Here is a 21,892-nt window from a genome sequence, read left to right as displayed (position 1 = left end):
AGAGGAGGCACCACTATGACAACAACCATTATTGGATTCCCTAGAATTGGTCACCATCGTGAATTAAAGTTTGCGACCGAACACTATTGGAAGAAGCAAATTTCTCAAGATGAGTTATTCACCATTGCTAAAAATATTCGTCAAGCTCACTGGCAAGCCCAAGTTGACGCTGGCATTGATTTAATTCCAGTTGGTGACTTTTCTTTCTTTGATAGTTTATTAGATACCGCCAACCTTTTGAACATCGTGCCTGAACGTTATCGTCAATTAAATCTGTCGCCTCTTGACGAATACTTCGCGCAAACTCGGGGACGACAAGATGAATCAGGTTCAGTTAAAGCCCTGTCTATGAAGAAATGGTTCAACACCAACTATCACTACATTGTTCCTGAATTCTCTAAAACTACTCAAGTTAAATTAGTGGGTACCCAATTATTTGATCAAGTTGCTGAAGCTCAGGAATTGAAAGTTCCAGTTAAAGCTGTCATTACTGGTCCTTATACCCTCTTGAAATTAAGTCGATTTATTGATGAAGCAACACCTAAAGAATTTGTCACTGATTTAATCAGCGCTTATCAATCTGTTTTAACTAAATTGGCAGAACAACATGTTCAATGGGTCCAAATTGATGAACCCGCACTATGTTTAGATGTAACTGTCAGTGATAAACAAATTTTTGACCAACTATACGATGGGATTTTGACTAATAAACCTGAAACTAAAGTCAATCTCCAAACTTACTTTGGTGATATTAGAGACATCTATAACGATGTGATCAGCAAGGACTTTGATGGTATTGGACTAGATCTTGTAGAAGGACCCTACAACCGCGAACTATTAGCCAAGACCGGATTTCCCGCCGACAAAACCTTATTCGCTGGTATTTTAAACGGAAAAAACATCTGGCGAAACCACTATGCTAACACAATTGCAGAACTTGAAGGGCTAAATATCGATTCAAACATTGTCCTAAGCACATCTTGCTCCCTACTACACGTTCCATATTCCGCTGAGGACGAAACTAAATTGCCAAGTGACGTACAACAACACTTAGCCTTCGCCATTCAAAAATTAGGCGAAATTACAGACCTCGATAAGATTTACTCACATCAAGCCGATGGTAATACGATTTTGAATAAAAACACTGAATTGTTCAGTTCTGTAAAGCATCCAGTCAACGAAACTGTCCGAACTCAAATCGCTTCTTTAACTCATGACGATTACATAAGATTGCCAGTTAGAAATGAAAGAGAACAAATTCAAAAAGATGAATTTAAGTTACCCATCTTGCCAACCACCACGATTGGCTCATTCCCTCAAACTAAGGATGTTCGTCAAAACCGTTCTAAATTCCGCAAGGGCGAAATTAGTCGCGAGGAATATGATCAATTTAATAATGACAAAATCAAACGCATCATTAAATTCCAAGAAGATATCGGTTTAGACGTGCTTGTTCATGGGGAATACGAACGAAATGACATGGTAGAATACTTCGGTGAAAAACTCGCCGGTTTTGTCTTTACTCAAAACGGTTGGGTTCAATCATATGGTACTCGAGGAGTTAAACCACCAATTATTTGGGGAGATATTTCCCGAACAGCCCCAATTACTGTTAAGGATACTGTCTTCGCCAATAACCTCACCAACAAGTTAGTAAAGGGTATGCTCACTGGTCCTGTGACCATCTTCAACTGGTCATTTCCACGTGAAGATATCTCGCCTAAAGAATCTGTCACTCAGATAGCTTTAGCTCTTCAAGAAGAAGTTCTGGATCTTGAAAAGCATGATATTAAGATTATTCAAATCGATGAACCTGCATTGCGTGAAAACTTGCCTTTAAGAAAGTCTAACTGGTTCTCAGATTATCTAGACTGGGCCGTTCCAGCATTCCGACTAGTTCATAGTAAAGTTGCTGCAACAACGCAAATTCACACCCATATGTGCTACAGCGAATTTGGCGACATCATTGAAGCAATCGATGCTTTAGATGCTGATGTTATTTCATTTGAAGCATCCCGTGCTGATTTCACTTTAATTGACCAATTAGTGGACGCCAATTTCCAAACTGAAGTTGGTCCTGGAGTATACGATATTCATTCTCCAAGAATTCCATCAGTTCAAGAAATCACTGACTTAATTAATCAGTTGATCACTAAATTACCTCTGGAAAAAATCTGGATTAATCCTGACTGTGGTTTGAAAACACGATCAGAAACTGAATCATTTGAAAGCTTGAAAAATATCGTTGACGCAACCAAAAAGGTTAGGAGCGAAATTCATGAACCTAACGGCGTTATCTAATCAAAAAACTATATTTTCTCTAGAGGTTTTTCCACCTAAGAAATCGACTCCTGATTCCGCAATTTTAGATACCATTTCACAGTTCAAAGCTGTTGACCCAGATTTTATATCAGTGACTTTAGGTGCTGGCGGAACTAATCCGCTTGGTGGCAATATCGAAGTCGCAGACATTATTCAAAATCAATTAGGTATTGATGCTGTGGCCCACGTTCCTGGTCTTTATCAAACAAAGTCTGAAGTGTTACAACTCTTAGATAAATTAGATGAAATTAACGTGCATAACATTTTAGCTCTGAGAGGAGATCGAATTGCCAATCGCAAACCTGTTGGCGAATTCAATCATGCCAATGAACTAGTCGAATTCATCAAAAATAATCGGCCAGAATTCAATATTCTTGGCGCTTGCTATCCTAATTGTCATACCGACGCTGATAGTTTCATTGACGATATCGCAAACCTCAAGGTAAAAGTAGATAGTGGTGCCGACCATCTAATCACGCAACTATTCTTTGATGATGATGCTTTTTATGAATTTTACGAAAAAGCCCGCATTGCTGGTATCAATGTGCCAATTGAAGCTGGCATCATGCCCTGCACCAACAAACGGCAGATTGAAAGAATTACTTCTATCACTGGCGTTCCTGTTCCTAAGAAGTTTCAGGCGATTCTTGATCGGTATGCTGACAATAAGGAAGCTATGCGAGATGCTGGGATTGCCTTTGCAGTTGATCAAATCATCGACCTTGTTTCTCGCGGGGTTGATGGGATCCATTTATATACCATGAATCAAGCTGATACAGCTGCGCGAATTTATAATGAAACAAAGTCTGTTTTTAAAGCAACTGAAGTACATTAATTTAAAAAGATGTCTCCCCTAATTGGGTGGGACATCTTTTTCTTAACGTGTGTAAATGAATAAAATTATCATGATAATACCAATCATAGTTTGATAATTGCTTTAATCTTTACTATTATCGAGTCAATGAATTAACCGAGGTGATCAAACATTAAAATAAATTCAAAGAATAAGCTGAAAATCATTACGTACATATTTAGAATGATTTATCTTATATCATTCTTTAGGACCATCTATGTAGTATGGAATTATGGCGGCTATTTAAAAATATCACCATTAATATTCTTGGCGACCGGTTTTATCTTAGTATACTTAGAAAAAAGACTAGGAACAGCTGATGACAAATACGATGATAGCTTCTCAGCAACTATTTGGCGTTTCATGTTGTTCCCGTGGTTTTGGATAATGTAATTATTAACCTACTACATCAAAAATCTAACACACGCCATTGAAATAACCCCTACTATCACTACCACCATCAAACTTTTTGAAATAACGCCACTAATAATAGTAGGAACTGAAGCAATCAAATTCTCAATATTAATTGCGGGCCAAGTTCCTGAATTGTAAACTAGTAAGCTTTCCATAAAAATTGCGGACAAGATGGCAACTGGCACAAAACTTAGAAAACTCATAACGCCCTTTGAAATCTTTACATTTTTAACGATGCCAAATGGCACCACTCGCAGTAACCAAGTTACAATGCCACTGATGATAATTGAACCATAGATATAATTATTCATTTCTTTTCCACCGCCATTCCAAATAAGCAACCTAATATCGTACCAACAAGAATCGCGGTATTTCCGGGCATAAAACGCATCAGAACGAAAATACTCACCATGACAAACCCGGCGACTTCTAGATGCATGATCAGTGGTTTACTGTGATCGGCAATCATCTGTAAGTAAAGTAAACCAATGAACATGGCAACCACCGCAAAATCAAGGCCTAAAACTTTCGGATCCGATATTGCACTACCAAGCACCGCTCCAACCACAGTTGAGAGCGCCCAAACTAAGTACGCAACTATATTAGCAGTATTCAACCAGGCTCCATTTAATTGCCGATCCGTATAATTAAGCTTATTCATCGACAGTGCGAATGTTTCATCGGTTAGTAAACTTCCTAAACCGATATATTTAAGCAACGATTCTTTCTTTAGATAAGGAGCAACTGTCATACTCATTAAGCTCATACGGGCATTGATAAGCAGTACGGAAATCGCAATCGTAACTACTGGTGCACCCGCAGTCAACATTGACACGATTAAAAATTGGCCTGCGCCGGCATACACAAGCAGCGACATGATAAACACAACCAATACTGAAAGATTGGCAGCCTTAGCTACAATTCCGAAAGCTAATCCCACGCCAATATAGCCAACCAAAGTCGGAACAACGTCCTTTAACCCCGCCCTAGCACTAAGTTCTTGATTCACTTCATCATCACTTCCAGTCAGTTAAAAAGTATTAATAATAATTATACTATGACACGACCTACCATTAAATAATTGCTTGAAAATTCCAGTTTTCAAAGTTGTTAATAATACCTCAGATGTTAAGATAATTATGTAGAGGGGTAAGCTGTTTAGGCCATAAGTCACTAATAGGACGGAGGTTTTTATCATGATTACCCTATACGTATCATCAAGCAATTCGTCTAGTCGAAAAGCTAGAGAATGGTTGGAAGAACATGATCTTCAATTTGAAGTTAGAAACATGATTCGAGAACCACTGACACGAGATGAAATTAAACAGCTTTTCTCTCTATCTGAAAATGGTAGCGAAGATCTTGTATCAACTCGTGCTAAGAAGTATCAAGAAATTAAGTCACGGATCAACGATTTAACTTTCTCGGAATTAGTTAATATCTTGGTAAAGCATCAAGAGTTAATTAAGCGACCTATCATAAAGAATGATTATATGATGCAAGTCGGCTTCAGCGAGGAAGATATCAGGGCCTTTCTCCCACGTAGTGTGCGAAAGCGAAACTTAGAATTGTTAACGCAAAAAATGTTAACTGTATAAAAAGAGTGTCTCATATGGGCACTCTTTTTTGCGATTTTAAAATTAGATTTGGTATTTTAGAATTGTTACAATCTAGGTGAGGGCTTCACTACTTAGAAAAGGTGGGATGATAAATGAAAATCAAAAACTACGCCAGTCTAATCAGCGTTGTAACAGTGACGATTGTCGCGGCAACGGTAGAATTTCTATTCCATTTACCACACATTTCCCAATCGATCATCACAATAGCTGGGACCATTATTGCTTTGACCATGTTCATCGATATGATCAAGACATTACGGTCAGGAAAATTCGGCGTTGATTTGTTAGCCATAACAGCCGTAATTGCAACTTTAGCTGTGTCAGAATATTGGGCTGCCTTAATTGTTCTTCTTATGCTCACAGGTGGCGATGCATTAGAAGATTATGCGGCTAATAAGGCTAATTCCGAACTGCAAACCTTACTCGATAACTCACCGCAAACCGCACACCTGATAAAAGATGAGTCGCTTGAAGACATCGAAGTTGATGCGGTAGCTGTCAACGATGAATTGCTAGTTAAGCCTGGCGAAATCGTTCCCGTGGATGGCGTTGTCTTATCTTCATCAGTCACGATAGATGAATCTTCGCTAACTGGTGAATCCCTACCCGTCCATAAACAAGTCAATGATACAATTATGTCAGGATCACTAAACCAAGATTCTTCATTCAAAATGATTGCCCGTAAAACGGCCAAAGATAGCCAGTACCAAAATATTATCCAATTAGTTAAAGAAGCTGAGGAACATCCAGCACCATTTGTTAGAATGGCGGACCGTTATGCAGTGCCTTTTACTATCGTCGCTTATCTGATTGCTGGAATTGCTTGGTACCTATCTAAAGACCCAGTGAGATTTGCGGAAGTACTAGTTGTCGCATCCCCTTGTCCCCTGATTTTAGCTGCCCCGATTGCTTTAGTATCTGGAATGAGTCTTTCTTCTCGAAATGGAATTATTGTCAAAAGTGGAACGACTATCGAACAACTTGCTAAGGCTAAGTCAATGGCATTTGATAAAACAGGAACCATCACTCAAGGTCAATTAACAGTTGAAACAACCTATGCTGTTCCTGGATATACAACGGAAAAAGTATTGACACTAGCTGCAAGTGCGGAACAGCAATCAAGTCATATTTTGGCACGTTCATTGGTGAAGTCTGCCAGTGTTATTATGCCAGTTGAAGACGTTAAAGAAGTGACTGCACAAGGAATCGAAGCTAAGATAAACGGCGATTTGATAAAAGCAGGTAAAGCTAGTTTTGTTACCGACGTCAGAATTTCAACTATTGACCAAACTGCGGTCTATGTTTCCATTAATAACGAATATATTGGCTACGTGGCCTTCAAGGATACTCTTAGACCAGAAGCAAAAGCGGTCATGAACGGTCTTCATCAATCTGGAATTCACAACCTGCTGATGATTTCAGGTGACAAGCTTGCAATCGCAAACCAAATCGCAACTGAAGTCGGTATTGATCACGTATATGCTGAAAAACTCCCCGAAGAAAAGATTCAAATTGTTCAACAATTGCCTTCAGAAAAAAAGCCAGTTGTCATGGTCGGAGATGGTGTTAATGACGCACCTTCATTGGCCACTGCGGATGTTGGAATTGCAATGGGTGTGCACGGAGCAACAGCAGCATCTGAGTCAGCCGATGCAGTTATTTTGAAAGATGATTTATCATTAGTTGTAACTGCCAGAAGAATCGCTGAACACACTATGCAAGTCGCAAGAAATGCGGTTTTAATCGGAATAATCGTCTGTATCATTTTAATGTTGATTGCTAGTACCGGAGTCATCCCTGCTATCATCGGTGCTCTATTCCAAGAAGTTGTTGATACGGTGACAATTCTCTGGGCATTACGAGCAAGAAACTATTGATTAAATTAAAAATGGTCACTTTTATCAAAAAGTGACCATTTTTCTATTTTTCTAATCTTAATTGCCAACTGATACCGAATTTATCAGTCAAATTGGCAAATAATGATGTGAAGAACGAGTCCTGCAATGGTAAATGAACCTTTCCACCTTCAGACAATCTATCATAGACCGTTCTAAGTTCATTTTCGTCCCGCGTCTCAAACTGTAACGCAAAGTTATTACCTTGACGTAAGTTGCTTCCCTTAGCAACATCGGCCATCAATATTTTCATATCGCCAACCTTGATTGATGACCGAATGATTCTATCCGCATCCTCTGGATTACCACCAAAATCTGATGCGTTTTTATAAGTTGTGATTTGTCTGTCATCATCAGCGACTCCAAATACATCACTATAAAACTCAATTGCTTCTTTGCAATTACCATTAAAATACAAATATACACTCAAAGACATTTTAATAAACTTCTCCATTCAACTAAATTACCAGTAACCAAGGTTTTTAGCTAATTTTGCACGATCAATGTCGCGACTTGTAAAGTTACCGCCGCTCTCAGCACCATCAAGCCCTGTGCTTGACAATTCAACTGGTGATTGCCAATCATATTTGGCAATCGCACTACCTTTACTACTGCTTGCAAACATCAAGTCACTTTGATAACCGGTGTGATCCAATCCAAGAGTATGACCCAATTCATGAGTAATTACACCAACCCAATAAGTATTAGGGTTCACTAGCGAAGCTGCTTGAGGATCTAAATAAGCGTTGGGGTAATGCGAGTTTAAAAAGCGCGTTGCCTCAACATAAACTGCTTTACCGTCGTACATGCCATCCCAGCCAGAATCATCATCAGAAACCAAATTAACAGTAAGTGTGTGATTACCCTTAGTTCCCATGGTAAAAACCGTTTCGTTCAGCACATTATTCCACTTGCTGATTGCTTGTTGAACGTATGGTACCAATCTATTATTTGTGACGTATATACTTGCAGTATTATTTTCAAACATCGATGCCGGGGATGTTTGAATGATATTGTAAGCCTTGTCCAAGATATTCCTGTACGTACCATATTCCCGAGCATTTAAATTCAAAATTGCACTTGAGGGATCTAAGTCCGGAGCTTTATTAATTAACTCATCAAGGGCACTGGCAGAGATAATTGGTTCAGCTGTTGATGAAGTAGAACTTAGATCATTGTTGTTCTCGGTAGGCGTCTTATCAGAAGATATTTTCCTTATTTGAACTAGGTAACCACGCCAAATATATCCTTTGACCTTCTTGGTCTTATTTTGGACATAGAAATAAACGGCCTTTTTACCATTGGTCTTCTTAACTGTTACTTGGCGACTAGTGTAAAATACCGTCTTAGGATAATTTTTAGCATTATGAATTTTTTTATTTAATGTTGTTGTCCGATAAATATACCCCTTAGTAGCTCGGTACTGTCTAGTACTAAAATTCTGTACTTTAACGACTTTAGCGGATTTAGTATTGGCTTCTGCGGATTGAGATTCATTTCCAATGCCTGCTGTAAACACCGAACCGAAAGCAAAAATTGCAGTGGCTAGTCCAAGCAACTGCTTCTTAAATTTGACCATAAAAAACCACCCCTTAAACATTATTATTGCTTCCAATATAACATATTTAGGGTGGTTCTATTATTTAAAAACACAGTTAGAATCAGCTAACGATATGCAGGCTTCCAGCGTCATTTAAAATATCAATTGTATCGTTCAACGCTATCTCAATCATATTCTTAACTGCAACATCAGTATAAAAACCAACGTGAGGACTGACATTCACATTTGGCATTGCCAACAATTTTTGAAGATTTTTGTCCAGAACTTTACTATCTAAATTTTTGCCAACTGTGGCGCTTTCTCCTTCATAAGTATCGATGGCCGCACCGGCAATCTCACGATTTTCTAAAGCAGAAACTAAGTCTTCAGTTTTTACGACTGGTCCTCTCGATGCATTGATAAAAAATGCACTTGATTTCATTTGTCTAAAAAAAGTTTCATCAATCATATGATGGGTTTCACTAGTCAATGGCGTGTGCATCGTAATAATATCTGATGTCTTAAAGACCGTTTCGTGATCAACATATGTGAGTGTGTCATTTAACTCCGGTCTTTTAACTGGATCAGCAGCAATCACAGTTGCTCCAAGCGCTCTGAAAATTCGGGCAACCGCACTGCCAATCTTACCTGCACCAATAATGCCAATTGTCATATCATGAATTTCACCAGATTCAATGCCATTCCAACTAAAGTTGCCATGACTTTCTCGAGCGGTCAAGATTCCCATATGCCGAACCAACCACATCGTATGGGCCAATACCAACTCACTAACTGAACGGGGAGAGTATGCAGGAACATTAGTAACTACAAGATCATTTTTTCTTGCTGCATCTAAATCAACAATTTCATATCCTGTAATTCTTAAACCAATCTGTTTAATTCCAAATGAATGAAGCTTTTCATAAACCTTTTCTGATCCGAGCGAGCCATGTTGCTGGGTGATAATACCATCGTAACCTGCCGCCAGCGCAACTGTCTTATCGCTGAGAGGAACATTATTTGTTGAGATTTCAACATCATGTTTTGCTTGATAATTTTTAATATCTTGTTCTTCATCTTGCCTAACGTTATACATTAGAATTTTCATTTTGAAAATCTCCCTATTTTACTAATGCATATGCTTTAATTCGGTTGACCGCTTCGCGCAAGTCCGCCTCACTAGCTGCATAACTAATTCGAACGTAACCTTCCCCACCGGGGCCAAAAGTTGCTCCAGGAATTACAGCAACTTTGGCATTTTCGGCTAGTTCATAGCAAAAATCGACACTATTTTGATTCATACCCGCAGGAATTTTAGCAAAAATGTAAAAAGCTCCCTTAGGATTAGGACATTCAAAACCAGCTTCAGTTAGGCCCTTGACCAAAATTTGTTGACGTTTAGCATATTCTTCTTTCATTGGAATCGCATCATTCATACCATTCGTGAATGCTTCAACAGCTGCCCGTTGAGCGTTAGTGGTTTCAGAAGTTACAGTAAATTCACTTACTTTACCAACTTCTGCAAGGATGTCAGCTGGACCACAAACAACTCCAATCCGCCAACCGGTCATTGCATGAGATTTTGAAACACCATTAATTACCAAAGCCTGTTCTGGCAATATTGTCCCCATTGAAACATGCTGTTTTTCGTATGTCAGTTCACTGTATATCTCATCACTAATCACAAAAATATCGTAACGCTTCAGCACATCAGCGATTTTCTCGAGATCCTCTCGCTCATAAGTTACTCCGGTTGGATTAGTTGGGTAATTCAAAATCACCGCTTTAACGGTGTCTCGATTAGCTTCAATTGTTTCGGCTAATTTTTCAGGAGATAATATGAAGCCATCATCAGAAGTATCAATAAATATTGGTTTAGCGCCGTTTAACTGGGTAATTGGAATGTAAAATGGGAATATTGGCGTTGGAATAATTACTGAATCCCCAGGATTTAGAATGGCTGTGAGCGATGAGTAAATTGAACCAGTAGCCCCAGCGGTAATTAATACCTCAGAGGCAGGATCGTAATTCAAGTCGTACTTTTCGTTCATGTAATTTGCGGCCGCCTCTCGGAGCTCAATTATTCCATGTGAATCAGTGTAGTGACTGTCATTGTCAGTTATGGCGTTAATCGCTGCTTGTTTAATGTGTTCAGGCGTATTAAAGTCTGGTTCTCCCAAAGTTAATTTGATAATACCTTCAATTTTTGAAATTTGTTTGTTGAATTCCAGAATTGAAGATGGTTTTAGTTGCGTTACCTGACGATTCATTTTTGCTACTAATTCTTTACTCATATCAATTTCTCCTTCCAAAAAAGCCCTAGCAATCTTAATTGACTGCTAGGGCTTGATAAGCTTTATCTTGGCTTAAATATATCCCACGCAGTCATCCCGTGATCTGCGTGGCCATCGATTCCATCAAGAAATACTTCTGGCTAACAGATCATTTCTGAAAAACCAAAAGTATAAATAATTATTCAATTGAGTTTGTTTTTGTTCGTTCATAATTCAAAACTCCTTAGAATAAATTAACTGCATCTTACTGCATTGATTCGGCAAACTTAGTTTTGATAAAGTCAGCAGAAGTTTGCAACTTCGCTAATTCTTCATCAGTTAACTTAAGCTGTAATTGTTCCACAATCCCGTTGCGGCCAACAATTGCCGGATATGATAAATAGGTTCCTAACTCCTCACGATAATTGGAAACTGGTAATTCCTCATGAGCGTCATTCAAAACTACGTTTGCTAACCGGACCGCGGCAGTAGCTACACCATAATTAGTATATCCTTTGCCACGAAAGACAACATAACCACCAATGCGAGCTTCATGGTCAATTTCATCAAGATCTAAACCACGTTCGTTCGCAATGTCAGTAACAGGTCTACCCAACGCACGGACCGTTGACCATGCTGTAAACTGAGAATTTCCATGTTCCCCTAGGTTATAACCCGTAACAGACCGTGGATCAATGTCTAATCCCTTAGCGACGGCCCGTTTCATTCTAGCAGAATCAAGTAACGTCCCCGTACCAATCACCTGATTCTTTGGTAGTCCGGTAACTTCTTGGTAAATTGAAGTAATGACATCCACCGGATTAGTAATCGCGATAATCACTCCATGGAACCCAGATGCTTTAATTTTTTGAGCTACATCTTTGACCTGACCACTGGTGAATGGTAGTTCAGCAAAACGATCATCGCCTGCATTATCCTGAAGTCTAATTTGTCCTAACGCAGAAATTACTATATCTGCATCACTTAATGCGGAATAATCATTTATCGTAATATTCGTGTGGGCAGGCAGGTTCGCTAGTGCATCTTCAAAATCAATTGCATCAGCTTGAACCTTCTTGTCATTTGTATCAATTAAAACTAAATCATCTGTTGATCCCGATGATACCAAGTAATGAGCAACTGTAGAGCCAACATTACCCATACCGATTACTCCGATTTTTCTTGTCATTAAATCACCTCAAAGTCGTAAACTTATTAATAGTCTATTACTTAGATAATTAATTTTCAACAGTAAATTTTAATTTTTCTAATTTACTTTTAATAATAGTCCTATTTCAAATATGCATATTTATAATTCCACTGTGTTCCAGCAGTATTATGGATTATTCCATGAATCGTTGGTTTTTGTAGATATGCCGTAACTTGTTGATAAAGTGGTGTTAGTCCCTGATCTTCATTAAGAACATGACTTGCTTGAACTAAATCATCCCAACGTTTTTCTGGCTCATTTGCGTCTTGATTATTGGCTTTATAGATTAATTTGTTATAAGTAGAATTATTATACTTGCCGTAATTATATGGCGTGCCAGCTACCGGAATTTGTAAATGAGAAATTGGATCATTAAAGTCCGCACCCCATCCTGACAGGCTGATGTCAAAATCACCTTTCTGCGTTAGTGAATTGGCAGCATTTCCAGGTATTGAGCGGATATTAATGGTTAATCCAGGCAGTTCTTTTTGCAATTGAGCTTTAAGGTACTGCGTAACCACATTGGATTCCGGATCATCATTTGAAGCTAACAATTCAAAGCTGACTTTTTTCATGCCTGATTGTTTCAAAGCCTTCTGCCAATACTGCTTAGCCAGTTCGGGATTGTAATCGACAGTATTTTTCACCACTTGTTCCTTAGCAAAATCAGTTCCGTTTTTAGGATCAGAAGCAACCTTTTCAGGAACTAAACCGGTTGGAGTTGATGAACCATCACCTAAGACCTTCTTGGTTAACTGATTGCGATCAATCGCCAATGACATTGCTAATCTGGCATTTTGATTATTAATCACTTTACGACGGCTTGTATTCTCGTCAGCAAAATTATATTTCAAGAATGTATTATACGAATATGGGTATTGGCGATATTCCTTATTGTTCTTGAAGTTTTTTACCTGTTCAGTTGAAAGTGGCGTCAGATCAAGCTTACCTTGCTGATAGAGATCCAGACCAGTTGCTGGATTCTGGACAACCGTATAATTGATACGATGTAATTTGACTTGTTTCTTATCCCAATACTGATTGTTTTTAACAAATGACCACTTGTTACCAGTTCCTGTCCAGTCGACCATCTTAAATGGTCCTGAATAAACCATATACTTAGATCTAGTTGCATATTTACTACCAACTGATTTAATAAATTTTTCGTTTTGGGGTCCAAATAATGGGTAAGCCATTAAAACCTTAAAATAAGAAACAGGTTTAGTTAGCTCAACCACAACAGTATGCTTACCACTAGAGTGAATTCCAAGTTGATCAGCATTCTTTTTGCCATTACTAATTGCAGTGGCATTTTTAATATTATCAAACAGATATGCGTACTCTGATTTAGTTTTAGGATTGATCGTTCTGCGCCATGAATAAACAAAATCTTGTGCTGTTATGGGATCACCATTACTCCACTTTGCTGATCTAATGTGAAACTTCCAAGTTTTACCGTTCTTAGATACTGAATATTTATCAGCCAGTCCAGCAGTGGCTTTTCCATTTTTCCCAAGTCTAAAGAAACTTTCAAACACATTGCCCGTTTGGCCATAACCAGTCGATTTAGAGATATCAATGGTATCCAATGGAGCGGTCGCACTTAAATTAAGTGTTTGTGATTTAACACTTTGAGCATTAGAAGCAGGTTTTCGATTAGCAACCTCACCAATAATTCCAATTGCGACAACAGCAGCAGCGACTCCAAATACTAATTTTTTATTCATTCATAATTCCTCCGATTTATATTCTTCAATGTCTAGAAATACGCATCAGACTACACATATGATCATTCATCCTTTCAATTTAAAATTAAGCAGAAAAAAAGTGCCTAGTATCAGATACACTGATACTAGGCACTTCTGTTATCGATTAAATTAGTTAGACTTCCCCACAAAAAAGCTGGAAACTACCCGATTAATCTTCAGAAAAACCACGATCAGCGCGCACTAATACCAAACACTTTGAACAACAGATAGCGTTAGTAACAGTTTTGCACATTCGTGATTTCTCCTTTCGTCTACTTATTTGAGATAAGAATAACCAAAAGAAATTTAAATGTCAATTTATATTTTATAAATTACCGCTCGATCTAGACAAATGCATCCCTCACGACGCGGTTGAAATACCTAACATAATAATTTTCTTGATCCTTGTCGTAAGTGATCTTTGTCACACTACAATTATCCGGTTCTTCAATTGCCATGAGATCATCGTTATTATCCGTGGCAGCTAATACAGCAGCTTTAATAGTAAATCCATGAGTAACAACAATTAAATTACCGTTTGGATATTGTTTGGCGTAATCCATCATGAACTGTTTTACACGATAGATAATTTGTTGAAATGTCTCACCATTAGCAATTGCTGCATACGCAGGTAACACGTCATGCAAAACAGGTTCAAAAACATCCGGAAATTCAGATTGGAGGGTTGCATTACTTTGACCATCCCAATCGCCGTAAGAAATCTCTAAGATTCGTTCATCAGTTATCACATCTAAGTTTGCGGTTTGATTTAATATGTTTGCGGTATCCATAGTCCGTTGGAGCGGGCTAGCAATCATCAAATCTGCGAAATCAATTGCAAAATGTTCGTGCAGTTGGCTTGCTTGCTGTCGACCAACATCCGTTAAATTGGTAATCTCAGTATTAATGATTCCTTGTTTTAAACCCGCTTTGTTAGCAGCAGTTTGGCCATGACGAACAAAGTAAAAATTAGTCATTGGGCACCTCCAAATTTTTAGCTTAATTCTGCTGGATATTTAACTATTGGTCAAGCATTGTTAATTTTATACTTCACTAGGAACTTTGAATAATCTGGCGTACACGACAAAATTAACCAAAGTCAAAACTAAAACCAAACCAAACGCAACCTGACTTCCTAGGCCGATATTTTCCACAGAAGTATTCGTTGGTAGATGGATTCCGGTCATCAATGCAGCCATCACAGTCGTTCCGATCGATCCAGCTAATTGCTGACCCGTATTATAAATCGCATTAGCATCATTTCTTAAATGTGAATCCATGATTTTTAGTCCATAAGTCATGGTATTTCCGAATGCCATTGAACGGCCAATACTGAAAATCAGGTAGAGAATCACAATAGTCACAATACTCATTTTCACGCCCAAAAGCATCATAACCAACATCGAAATGGCAACCAATGCATTTCCAAGGTACAACGGTAACTTCCCACCAAATCGATCAAGCAGATATCCGTAAAATGGTTGTCCGAAACCATTTAGTAAACTACCTGGTAGTAAAATCAGACCACCAATCAATGAACTGGAATGATTTACCAATTGGGCATAATTTGGCAATAAAAAATTAATTCCGATATTACTCATTTGTAAGAATACATATGGAAAAAAGCTAAGTGTAAAAATGGAATCCTTGAAAATATTTAAATTGAACAACGCTTTCGTACTATTTTTAGAAAGGTAATAAAATACAATAAACAACACAATCGAAACTGCAAACAAAATTGCAAACTTAATGACCCCATTAGGACCAGTGGCAAGGTTAAGCCCGAGTATAAGTGATACTATACCGACCGCAAGAACCGCAAATCTAGTCCAGTCAAATTCTATCTCGCTGTTAACAGCAGAATACTGTTCAATAACTTTTTTTCCTAATACAAGAGCAATCAATGCAATTGGTAGTGTTGACCAAAAAATCAGGCGCCAGTCTGACAGATAAACCATCAGACCACCAAATGAAGGTCCAATTGCGGGGGCGATTAAAATAATTAAGCTTCCAGTTCCCAGATAGACTCCTAATTTTTTTCTAGGGACGACTTCCAACATTATGTTAGTCATTAATGGTCCAGAAATTCCTACACAACCTGACTGAATTATCCTTCCCAACAATAATAACCAGAAATTAGGAGCGAAAATACACATCAAATCTCCAATTATGTACAACCATGCTGCTGCGATAAACAGTTGGGAGTTTTTAAATCTGCGTTTAAGAAATGCAGACGTGATCATGATCAATGCCACCGTTAATAAGTAGCCGGTCGTAACCCACTGAACCGTGTTCATATCAACGTCATATGTCTTCATCAACGCTGGAAAAGTAACATTCATTGATGTTTCGGTCAATACACCGATAAATGTTAATGTCGCGATTGCAGCAATTGCTAAAAATGATTTTCGACTAAAGTTTACTTCGTTACTTTCCAATTAATATTCCTCCAAAACCTGATGTCTATTCATTTTATCTAATTTTTATCCAATTAACAAAAATAGAAATATTAAAACAGTTGCTTTTTAAATTAAAATTTGGTAAGTTTTACGTATACTAAATGAGGAGGACGTCACATGCTAATCAATCCATTACAAAACTTAATCTCATCCTCCTGGTCCACTCAATAACCTTTGTGGGCTTAATTTTGGTTGCAAAACACAAAACTAACGGTCTCGCATAGGTTATCAATTAACTTTTGTGAGGCCACTAATATGACAAGTGGGGTCTCACAGAAAATCTGTGAGGCCTTTTTATTTTACTTAAGGAGTGGAAATGATGAAGATTTACAATTATGCTGCAGGACCAGCAAAATTACCTGACCAAGTTATTAGCCAAATCCAGGAGGAACTCCCTTCTGTACAAGGATCCGGAATGAGTATCCTAGAAATCTCTCATCGTTCCGCCCTTTTTGAAAATATCTTAGCCGATGCTCAACAAGACCTTAGAGATTTGATGAAGATACCAGACAATTATCATATTCTTTTCTTCCAAGGTGGTGGAACTGGCCAGTTTGCAGCCGCTCCACTAAATTTGGCAACGAATCACAGAAAGATCGCCTTATTAGACAGTGGTCACTGGGCAGTCCGTGCCGGTGATGAGGCAACCAGACTCGGATTTGATATGGACACCCTCGCTTCAACTAAGAATATTCAGTATCAATCTCTACCTCACTTACCAGAAAATCAAAATCTTGATCAATATGACTACCTGCACCTCACTATGAACAACACAATAGAGGGCACAGCGTACCATCAACCTGTGCGACCAATCAACACAGAGTTAGTCGCTGACATGTCATCAAATTTTCTCGCAGAAACTTACAATGTAACGGACTTTGGCTTAATTTTTGCAGGCGCTCAAAAAAACCTCGGGCCAGCCGGAGTGACCGTTGTCATCGTTCGTGATGACTTGGTTCATAAGGTTGAGAATGTTCCTAGTATCTTAGATTACGATCTGTTTGTTAAGAAAAATTCGCTCTACAATACTCCGCCCGTATTTCCAATCTACACTGCTGGGCTAGTGCTTAAATGGCTTAAGGAAATCGGCGGAATTGATGAAATGCAAAAAATTAACGAGCAAAAATCGCAGATGCTTTATGATTTCCTTGACCAATCAAAACTGTTCACTAACCATATTACTCCTAGTGACCGCTCACTAACTAATATTCCTTTCACAACCGGTGATGAACAATTGGACAATCAGGTCATCAATGCCGCAACAGAACATGGTTTGATGAGCTTAAAAGGACATCGAAGTGTTGGTGGACTTAGAGCAAGTTTATACAACGCTATGCCAATTGAAGGAGCCCAAGTTCTGGTTGATTTTCTAGAAGACTTTGAAAAACACTATCAAGGGGGACATTAATATGTATCAAATTAAAACTTTTAACGCCATTGCACCAGAAGGACTAGCCTTATTTAACAACCAATATGAAATCAACAAAACTGATAATGCCGATGCTTACTTAATTAGGTCTGTTGATTTACACGAGCATGAGTTCCCTAAGAATCTAAAAGTAATCGCTCGTGCCGGAGCTGGTTTTAATAACATCCCCATTGAAACAGCTACCAAAGACGGTATCGCTGTCTTCACCACTCCCGGAAGCAATGCCAACGCAGTCAAAGAAGTGGTCATTGCGATGCTAATTGCAGCTTCCCGTAATTTATTTGCAGCCGCCGCATACTCAGCTAAAAACAGTGGTGCCGATATTTCACTGCGAGCCGAAAAAGATAAAACTAAATTCAACGGTGAAGAATTAACCGGCAAAACACTTGTTGTGATTGGAGTTGGTCACGTCGGTTCAATGGTGGCTAATGCAGCTAACGCACTTGGTATGAATGTCATTGGATATGATCCATATCTATCTGCTGACGCTGCGTGGCAGATATCTACTGCAATCAATCGTGCCGATACCTTCAATGATGCCATCAAAAACGCAGATTTCGTTTCGATACACGTGCCAAAGAATTCAGAAACCACTGGTATGATCAACACTCAGGCTATCGCAGCTATGAAGCCCGGTGCCACACTACTAAACTTTGCCCGAGGTGGAATCGTCGATAACGAAGCAGCCATTGATGCATTAAACACTGGTCAATTGACTTCATATATGACTGACTTTGGAGACGATATCCTTTTAAATCGCGATGATGTCGTGATCACTCCCCACATTGGTGGCTCAACAGCTGAAGCTGAGGTGAATGGTGCAACCAAGGGTGCCACGACAATTATGGATTATTTAGAAACTGGAAATGTTCATAATTCTGTGAACTTACCAAGCCTCTCGGTTCCATTTAACACAGCCTACAGAATCACAGTTATTCATGAAAACATTCCTAACATGGTTGGCCAAATCACTACTGCATTAGCAAATGAAAATATCAATATCGAAAGTATGTCGAATGCAGCCAGAGATCAAGTTGCGTACACGATTATTGATACTGATCATTTACAGGCTAAACAAGTCGATGAAGTAGTCAATGAATTAAATAACATTGGTTCGGTTTATCGAACCAGAGTAATTGAAAAATAATTTTAAAAAGAAGTCATGATTCACATGACTTCTTTTTTCGTGGTCAAATTGAAACATAACTATCCGTTGCCTTCTGCGTTTTTGCCACAATATATTGTATATTATCCATTTTTGGCTACAAGATATTGTTGAATTTTTTGAAATAAACCGCTAGAATAATTTATAACAATTAACGAAACGAATAATAATATCAGACAGGAAGGACACGGGTGATTGATAATGCAAGAACTTTCATCTCAAGCAAATAACGCTTGGAATAATGACAAATCGCATAAGAATATGGAAATTGATTACTCGACTTCTCTATTTGATTGGCAAGCCGTTAATAATTCTGAATGGCAATGGAATGCTAGTCAGGATGCACTTGCTGAATTAACTTCAAAGGGCGGCAACATTCAATCATTTTCAAGTAAATCTCTCACCCCTGATGAATTAAAATCACTGACCACTCAAATGGAGACAAATAATAATAACCAGATATTATTAAATCATTTTAAGCATAATATCGACGGAATTATGATATTCGTTCCTGACGATACGGTTATTGATGAACCTTTAAATTTAACGATTGATGCCGCCGCTAATGATTCAGTAGCCTTAACATTGATTTTAAATGTGGGTAATAATAGCCAGGTATCGATCAATGAGCGCATCAATATTTCCGGAAACATTCAGCAAGCTAGCATTGATTTGACTGGTTCAATTTTACGCAACAGTACGGTTAACCTATCCACGATCCTTACGTCACTATCAGAAACTAAACTTAATGTTTTCAGTGACCAGACTGTCCGTCAGGATGCCAAACTTACATGGACATACTTCTCTTCTTCCAGAGGCAATGTATCAGGTGATTTAATCACCCACTTAGTTGAACCAAGGGCCATCTCAAAATTTTATGGCCTTCAAATCGCACATGCAAGCGACGAAATCAATCTACAAGTCAGTGGTAATCACCACGCTCCCAATACTAACTCCAGCATCTCAATGCGCGGTGTCCTTCTTAACCAAGCTAAGTTTAACTTCACAGGTGTGAGTCAAATCGATGCTGTTGGCACCAACTCAGACTCCAAGTTAGATGGACGTTTATTAACCGTAGGAGAAGATGCGGTCGGATCAGTTAACCCACTATTAAAAAATGACAAAACTAACGCTACGACCACTCAAACGGCTTCTGTGTCATCTCTTGATGATGATCAGATTGCTGACTTACTTGCCAGTGGAGTTTCGCGGGACAAAGCAAAGCAAACTTTGATAAATGGCTTTATTTCACCAGTGGTTCACCAACTTCCAATTGAAGCAGTTGGCATCGTTCATCACTATTTTGAATAGTAATATGTCACACGCTTTTCATAAAAAATAAGCATGGCAGGATAGATACCTGCCATGCTTATTTTTTATTTAATTCTGCAAATGACAATGAATATTTTAGTAGTTTAATGAATTGTATAATTCGTAGAGAAATATGATATATAAAATCGCACAGATAATTCCTGAAAAAACAAAACGTTTAAAAAAACTTCTCCAGCTCAGCGCCTTCCAGTTATAACCTACTGCAACTAGATTGCCTACCAGTGCACTAACTATTGCTGCGAGTAAAAAAATTAAAATCAAAACGAATCCCCCAAATGTAATATACTTAATTTGTTATGCGTATATAATTTATTATCATATCATAAATATTATTAACATACAGACTCTTATTAGTAATTGTTGGCACACTTGTCTTCACAAAATCAACTTCACCTTAGTGAGAAATGAAAAACATTTCACAGATACTATTTGTAACAGCAAGCTTTCAAAATTTCTAATACACGTTTTCATGACTATTTACATTTTTCTTTCATTTGTTTTCATTATCACTAAACAACTCACATTTGTTAATGACTTTTTAAGTATTATGATATAATCATATCTACTTATAAACTTAATATAAAGAGGAATCATCCTATGGGAAAAATTGCAATCGTGACTGATAGTACATCAGCTATTAGCCAAACAGAAGCTGCAAATTTAGGCAATGTTTTTGTTGTTCCTATTACCGTTAATATTAATGGCCAAAGCTATCGCGAAGGTATTGATATTACTAACGACGAATTCTACTCCACTCTTGCGACCTTAAAAAAGCTACCAACAACCGCTCCACCAACTCCACAAGAAATGATCGATCAGTATGACAAATTAGGGGCTGATGGCTATGATGAGATTTTTAGCATTCATCTAACCAGTGGTATCACCGGTTTTGTTAACAACTTAAAAATAATCACCAAGGATTATCAGAAAGCTACCATCCACGTCTACGACTCCCACGTAACTGTTCAGGCATTAGGATACATGGTTAAATATGCGTCAAAAATGGCTAATGACGGTCTTTCTGGGTCTGAAATTCTAGATAATTTGAACAAGATGCGGGACTCACTTGATGAATATTTTGTCGTGAACGATCTTAAAAACTTGGTAGTCGGTGGTAGGTTAACTAATGCCGCTGCGTTCGCTGGTAGTCTATTAAAAATCAAACCAGTCCTGACACTTAATGACAAGTATAGTATCGAAGCCATCGACAAGATCAGGACGTTGAAAAAGGCTCGTTCGTATATCGAAGATAAGTTCAGAACCGCTTACGAACAATCAAAATTTCCGCTACATGTTCTGCTCACAGGTACCAATAACCAAGAAGCAATTGATGAATGGAAAGATGAAATGGTATCAAAATATCCAAATGCGACATTTGAAAGTGGACAAATCGGCCCAGTAGTTGGAACCCATATTGGTTCTGATGCTTTCGTTATTCTATGGTTAAAGCAATTTTAAATTAAGTTTCCGTTTTTTTAATGATTTATATATAGCGAGAACCAATGAGTTTACAGATATTTTGTAAAATCATTGGTTCTTTTTTGTTGGATATGAATATTATGGATACACGAAAGTTCTCTTTAACCCTTGTCACTTCTTTATTAAGGTATAATCATACATGAATCTAATTATT

Annotated in this window: 19 protein-coding genes; 8 read left to right on the top strand and 11 right to left on the bottom strand. The window is 38.1% G+C overall.

The features are described 5' to 3' along the window. Positions 1-15: 15 nt before the first annotated feature. A complete protein-coding gene (gene metE, locus O0236_RS00780) occupies positions 16-2,301 on the top strand; it encodes a 5-methyltetrahydropteroyltriglutamate--homocysteine S-methyltransferase (RefSeq protein WP_268912280.1) in 2,286 nt (761 codons plus the stop codon). Beyond that, positions 2,279-3,157, top strand: coding sequence for a methylenetetrahydrofolate reductase [NAD(P)H] (gene metF / locus O0236_RS00775; protein WP_268912279.1), 879 nt, complete (start codon positions 2,279-2,281; stop codon positions 3,155-3,157). The genes metE and metF overlap by 23 nt, the downstream gene beginning before the upstream one ends. Before the next feature lie 257 nt (positions 3,158-3,414). Here the strand turns inward: metF and O0236_RS00770 are convergent, their stop codons facing one another. Genes O0236_RS00770 through O0236_RS00760 form a run of 3 tightly spaced genes read right to left on the bottom strand, consistent with a single transcriptional unit; the run spans position 3,415 to position 4,598 of the window. After that, positions 3,415-3,540: a hypothetical protein gene (locus O0236_RS00770; RefSeq protein WP_268912278.1), complete on the bottom strand. Its 126-nt coding sequence runs from the start codon at positions 3,538-3,540 to the stop codon at positions 3,415-3,417. 39 nt (positions 3,541-3,579) lie between these two features. Next, positions 3,580-3,900 carry an AzlD domain-containing protein gene (locus tag O0236_RS00765; RefSeq protein WP_268912277.1) on the bottom strand — a complete coding sequence of 107 codons (321 nt, stop codon included), beginning with the start codon at positions 3,898-3,900 and terminating at the stop codon, positions 3,580-3,582. Beyond that, on the bottom strand, positions 3,897-4,598 hold the full coding sequence (locus O0236_RS00760; RefSeq protein WP_268912276.1) for an AzlC family ABC transporter permease: 702 nt from the start codon (positions 4,596-4,598) through the stop codon (positions 3,897-3,899). The genes O0236_RS00765 and O0236_RS00760 overlap by 4 nt, the downstream gene beginning before the upstream one ends. Positions 4,599-4,785: 187 nt before the next feature. On the opposite strand from O0236_RS00760, the gene O0236_RS00755 reads away from it, so the two are divergent. Next, positions 4,786-5,187: a Spx/MgsR family RNA polymerase-binding regulatory protein gene (locus tag O0236_RS00755; protein ID WP_268912275.1), complete on the top strand. Its 402-nt coding sequence runs from the start codon at positions 4,786-4,788 to the stop codon at positions 5,185-5,187. Between the two features lie 113 nt (positions 5,188-5,300). Further along, positions 5,301-7,085, top strand: coding sequence for a heavy metal translocating P-type ATPase (locus O0236_RS00750; RefSeq protein WP_268912274.1), 1,785 nt, complete (start codon positions 5,301-5,303; stop codon positions 7,083-7,085). A 43-nt stretch (positions 7,086-7,128) separates the two neighbouring features. Here O0236_RS00750 and O0236_RS00745 read toward each other — a convergent pair whose 3' ends face one another. The 8 genes from O0236_RS00745 to O0236_RS00710 all read right to left on the bottom strand — a co-directional run bounded on the left by O0236_RS00745 (position 7,129) and on the right by O0236_RS00710 (position 16,312). Continuing rightward, complete coding sequence (locus tag O0236_RS00745; RefSeq protein ID WP_268912273.1) at positions 7,129-7,539, bottom strand: VOC family protein; 411 nt, start codon at positions 7,537-7,539, stop codon at positions 7,129-7,131. A 27-nt stretch (positions 7,540-7,566) separates the two neighbouring features. Next, positions 7,567-8,682: a matrixin family metalloprotease gene (locus tag O0236_RS00740; protein ID WP_268912272.1), complete on the bottom strand. Its 1,116-nt coding sequence runs from the start codon at positions 8,680-8,682 to the stop codon at positions 7,567-7,569. An 82-nt stretch (positions 8,683-8,764) separates the two neighbouring features. After that, positions 8,765-9,751 (bottom strand): D-2-hydroxyacid dehydrogenase, encoded by a 987-nt coding sequence (locus O0236_RS00735; RefSeq protein WP_268912271.1) that lies wholly within the window; start codon positions 9,749-9,751, stop codon positions 8,765-8,767. A 13-nt stretch (positions 9,752-9,764) separates the two neighbouring features. Then, positions 9,765-10,937 (bottom strand): aminotransferase class I/II-fold pyridoxal phosphate-dependent enzyme, encoded by a 1,173-nt coding sequence (locus O0236_RS00730; protein WP_268912270.1) that lies wholly within the window; start codon positions 10,935-10,937, stop codon positions 9,765-9,767. Between the two features lie 244 nt (positions 10,938-11,181). Next, positions 11,182-12,105 (bottom strand): L-lactate dehydrogenase, encoded by a 924-nt coding sequence (locus O0236_RS00725; RefSeq protein ID WP_268912269.1) that lies wholly within the window; start codon positions 12,103-12,105, stop codon positions 11,182-11,184. A gap of 101 nt (positions 12,106-12,206) precedes the next feature. Then, positions 12,207-13,853: a peptide ABC transporter substrate-binding protein gene (locus O0236_RS00720; protein WP_268912268.1), complete on the bottom strand. Its 1,647-nt coding sequence runs from the start codon at positions 13,851-13,853 to the stop codon at positions 12,207-12,209. Positions 13,854-14,218: 365 nt separating this feature from the next. Beyond that, positions 14,219-14,851, bottom strand: coding sequence for a histidine phosphatase family protein (locus O0236_RS00715; protein WP_268912267.1), 633 nt, complete (start codon positions 14,849-14,851; stop codon positions 14,219-14,221). 66 nt (positions 14,852-14,917) lie between these two features. Continuing rightward, positions 14,918-16,312 (bottom strand): MFS transporter, encoded by a 1,395-nt coding sequence (locus O0236_RS00710; protein ID WP_268912266.1) that lies wholly within the window; start codon positions 16,310-16,312, stop codon positions 14,918-14,920. A gap of 340 nt (positions 16,313-16,652) precedes the next feature. On the opposite strand from O0236_RS00710, the gene serC reads away from it, so the two are divergent. The 4 genes from serC (at position 16,653) to O0236_RS00690 (ending at position 21,717) form a co-directional block, all read left to right on the top strand. Continuing rightward, on the top strand, positions 16,653-17,741 hold the full coding sequence (gene serC / locus O0236_RS00705; RefSeq protein WP_268912265.1) for a 3-phosphoserine/phosphohydroxythreonine transaminase: 1,089 nt from the start codon (positions 16,653-16,655) through the stop codon (positions 17,739-17,741). A 1-nt stretch (position 17,742) separates the two neighbouring features. Next, positions 17,743-18,909, top strand: a complete 1,167-nt coding sequence (locus O0236_RS00700) for a phosphoglycerate dehydrogenase (protein WP_268912264.1) — start codon at positions 17,743-17,745, stop codon at positions 18,907-18,909. A 219-nt stretch (positions 18,910-19,128) separates the two neighbouring features. Then, the gene (locus O0236_RS00695; RefSeq protein WP_268912263.1) at positions 19,129-20,238 is read left to right on the top strand and encodes a SufD family Fe-S cluster assembly protein; all 1,110 of its coding nucleotides are present in this window, start codon (positions 19,129-19,131) and stop codon (positions 20,236-20,238) included. A gap of 618 nt (positions 20,239-20,856) precedes the next feature. Next, on the top strand, positions 20,857-21,717 hold the full coding sequence (locus tag O0236_RS00690) for a DegV family protein (protein WP_268912262.1): 861 nt from the start codon (positions 20,857-20,859) through the stop codon (positions 21,715-21,717). The last annotated feature ends 175 nt before the right edge of the window (positions 21,718-21,892 follow it).

It is taken from the genome of Lentilactobacillus sp. SPB1-3 (assembly GCF_026913205.2).
Classification (GTDB): domain Bacteria; phylum Bacillota; class Bacilli; order Lactobacillales; family Lactobacillaceae; genus Lentilactobacillus; species Lentilactobacillus terminaliae.
The sequence above is the reverse complement of the archived record's forward strand: the minus strand, read 5'-3'. Positions and strand labels throughout refer to the sequence as shown.

What these genes read in the sequence shown, in the direction of transcription:
- metE (WP_268912280.1), top strand. Translation starts at nt 16, where the DNA reads ATGACAACAACCATTATTGGATTCCCTAGAATTGGTCACCATCGTGAA.
- O0236_RS00745 (WP_268912273.1), bottom strand. Translation starts at nt 7,539, where the DNA reads ATGTCTTTGAGTGTATATTTGTATTTTAATGGTAATTGCAAAGAAGCA.
- O0236_RS00750 (WP_268912274.1), top strand. Translation starts at nt 5,301, where the DNA reads ATGAAAATCAAAAACTACGCCAGTCTAATCAGCGTTGTAACAGTGACG.
- O0236_RS00735 (WP_268912271.1), bottom strand. Translation starts at nt 9,751, where the DNA reads ATGAAAATTCTAATGTATAACGTTAGGCAAGATGAAGAACAAGATATT.
- O0236_RS00770 (WP_268912278.1), bottom strand. Translation starts at nt 3,540, where the DNA reads ATGAAACGCCAAATAGTTGCTGAGAAGCTATCATCGTATTTGTCATCA.
- O0236_RS00765 (WP_268912277.1), bottom strand. Translation starts at nt 3,900, where the DNA reads ATGAATAATTATATCTATGGTTCAATTATCATCAGTGGCATTGTAACT.
- O0236_RS00715 (WP_268912267.1), bottom strand. Translation starts at nt 14,851, where the DNA reads ATGACTAATTTTTACTTTGTTCGTCATGGCCAAACTGCTGCTAACAAA.
- O0236_RS00740 (WP_268912272.1), bottom strand. Translation starts at nt 8,682, where the DNA reads ATGGTCAAATTTAAGAAGCAGTTGCTTGGACTAGCCACTGCAATTTTT.
- O0236_RS00755 (WP_268912275.1), top strand. Translation starts at nt 4,786, where the DNA reads ATGATTACCCTATACGTATCATCAAGCAATTCGTCTAGTCGAAAAGCT.
- O0236_RS00690 (WP_268912262.1), top strand. Translation starts at nt 20,857, where the DNA reads ATGGGAAAAATTGCAATCGTGACTGATAGTACATCAGCTATTAGCCAA.
- O0236_RS00725 (WP_268912269.1), bottom strand. Translation starts at nt 12,105, where the DNA reads ATGACAAGAAAAATCGGAGTAATCGGTATGGGTAATGTTGGCTCTACA.
- O0236_RS00695 (WP_268912263.1), top strand. Translation starts at nt 19,129, where the DNA reads ATGCAAGAACTTTCATCTCAAGCAAATAACGCTTGGAATAATGACAAA.
- O0236_RS00720 (WP_268912268.1), bottom strand. Translation starts at nt 13,853, where the DNA reads ATGAATAAAAAATTAGTATTTGGAGTCGCTGCTGCTGTTGTCGCAATT.
- O0236_RS00700 (WP_268912264.1), top strand. Translation starts at nt 17,743, where the DNA reads ATGTATCAAATTAAAACTTTTAACGCCATTGCACCAGAAGGACTAGCC.
- serC (WP_268912265.1), top strand. Translation starts at nt 16,653, where the DNA reads ATGAAGATTTACAATTATGCTGCAGGACCAGCAAAATTACCTGACCAA.
- O0236_RS00730 (WP_268912270.1), bottom strand. Translation starts at nt 10,937, where the DNA reads ATGAGTAAAGAATTAGTAGCAAAAATGAATCGTCAGGTAACGCAACTA.
- metF (WP_268912279.1), top strand. Translation starts at nt 2,279, where the DNA reads ATGAACCTAACGGCGTTATCTAATCAAAAAACTATATTTTCTCTAGAG.